This is a genomic window from Mesorhizobium sp. M2A.F.Ca.ET.042.01.1.1 (assembly GCF_003997405.1).
In the GTDB taxonomy this organism is placed as follows: Bacteria; Pseudomonadota; Alphaproteobacteria; order Rhizobiales; family Rhizobiaceae; genus Mesorhizobium.
Genome location: NZ_RZRX01000524.1, coordinates 1 through 1,663 on the forward strand (window position 1 = coordinate 1; position 1,663 = coordinate 1,663).

Annotated in this window: 2 protein-coding genes; one reads left to right on the plus strand and one right to left on the minus strand. The window is 63.7% G+C overall.

Annotated features, from left to right (window positions below; all coding sequences use genetic code 11):
- Position 1: 1 nt before the first annotated feature.
- A complete protein-coding gene (gene repC, locus EOA23_RS34495) occupies positions 2 to 1,327 on the plus strand; it encodes a plasmid replication protein RepC (protein ID WP_127307299.1) in 1,326 nt (441 codons plus the stop codon).
- Positions 1,328 to 1,366: 39 nt separating this feature from the next.
- On the opposite strand, the gene EOA23_RS34500 is transcribed toward repC, so the two are convergent.
- Positions 1,367 to 1,663 (minus strand): tyrosine-type recombinase/integrase (locus EOA23_RS34500; protein WP_145966602.1); only part of this gene is annotated, 297 nt, incomplete at its 5' end.

Below are 1,663 nucleotides of genomic sequence, written 5' to 3' on the forward strand. Positions count from 1 at the left end.
GCTGACGCACATTGCAACGACGCCCTTTGGGCGGCGGCCGATGACGCTTGGCCAGATTTCAAGCCAGGTAACGGCCAGGAACGTCGAACAGGACGCCAAGGTCTCGAAATGGCAGGTCTTCCGCGACATTCGCGAGGCCAAGGAAGCCCTTGGGGCAACCGATCGCGCCCTGGCGGTGCTCAACGCCTTGCTGACGTTCCACCGCGACGAGGAACTGACCGGGGAAGGAAACCTGGTCGTCTTTCCGTCGAACGAGCAGCTCATCCGCCGCGCCAACGGCATGCCGCCGACCACACTCAGGCGCCATATCGCGGTCCTTGTGGATTGCGGCTTGATCATCCGCCGCGACAGCCCGAATGGGAAACGGTTTGCCCGCAAAGGGCAGGGCGGTGCGATTGAGCAGGCCTACGGCTTTGATCTGTCGCCGATTCTGGCGCGCGCCGAGGAGTTTCGCGAGCTCGCGGGGGCTGTTGCGGCCGAGCGCAAGGCGTTCCGCCTGGTCAAGGAGAGGCTGACGATCTGCCGGCGCGATGTGGTGAAGATGATCGAAGCCGGCGTCAACGAGAACGTCCCTGGCAACTGGCGAGGCTTCCTGCGCCGCTATGAAGCTATTATCGCCCGGCTGCCACGCACTGCCCCACGGCAGATCCTCGAGGGCATCGTATCCGATCTCGAAGACCTTTGGGTCGACGTGCATCAGACGTTGGAAACATTCGTAAAATCGCAGAATCCGGACGCCAATGAGTCCCATTCTGGACGCCACATACAAAATTCAAACCCAAATCATAATCCTACCGGTGAATCTGAAAACGGCCCGAGAGATAAGAATGAAGCCGGCCGCGACGCCGAGCATAACGACAACGTGCGCAGCCTGCCACAACGGGATGTGCCCTTGGGAATGGTGCTGAGCGCCTGCCCGGACATCGCCAACTACACGAAGGGGACGCAAATCCGCACCTGGCGAGATTTTGCCGCCGCGGCGGACAGGGCTCGGCCGAGCCTCGGGGTCAGTCCGAGTGCCTGGCAGGAGGCGGTAGAGGCCATGGGCTCGCAAAACGCGTCGATCACACTTGCCGCGATCCTGCAGCGGGCCGAGCACATCCGCAGCTGCGGCGGCTATCTGCGCGATCTCACCGAAAAAGCGCGGGCGAAAAAGTTCTCCGTCTGGCCGATGATGACCGCGTTGTTGAACGCGAGGATGGGGGCACTGGAAAAGGCCGCCGCCGGGCAGAAACCAGCGCCAGGGGCCGACAGCGGGGAGCCGGACGTGAGCTCGCTTGAAATCAGCGCTGCGCTGCGCGACAGCATGAAAAAGAAGGGCTGGTGACGTGCGCGCTTCGAGCCACCGGTTGCAGACGGAAGTCCGCTACTCGAGCAACCTTGCGGCGCGGCCGAGCTGGCGTTCGGCGTCGTTGTAGTAGCGCGAAGCCTGGGCGATCGACTTGTGCTGCGATTGCTGCATCGCTTCCGGCAGAGGAATGCCGCGGCGGCCGGTTTCGGTGAGATAGCCCGATCGCAGGCCGTGGGCGGAGAACGCCGTCGAATCGAGGCCGGCCTGAGCGATCCGGCGCTTCAGGATCAGGTTGACCGCCTGCGGCGTCAGCGCCTTGCGCTCGAGATGCCCCCAGCGGTCAATCGCCCGGAACACCGCCCCCTGGGAGCT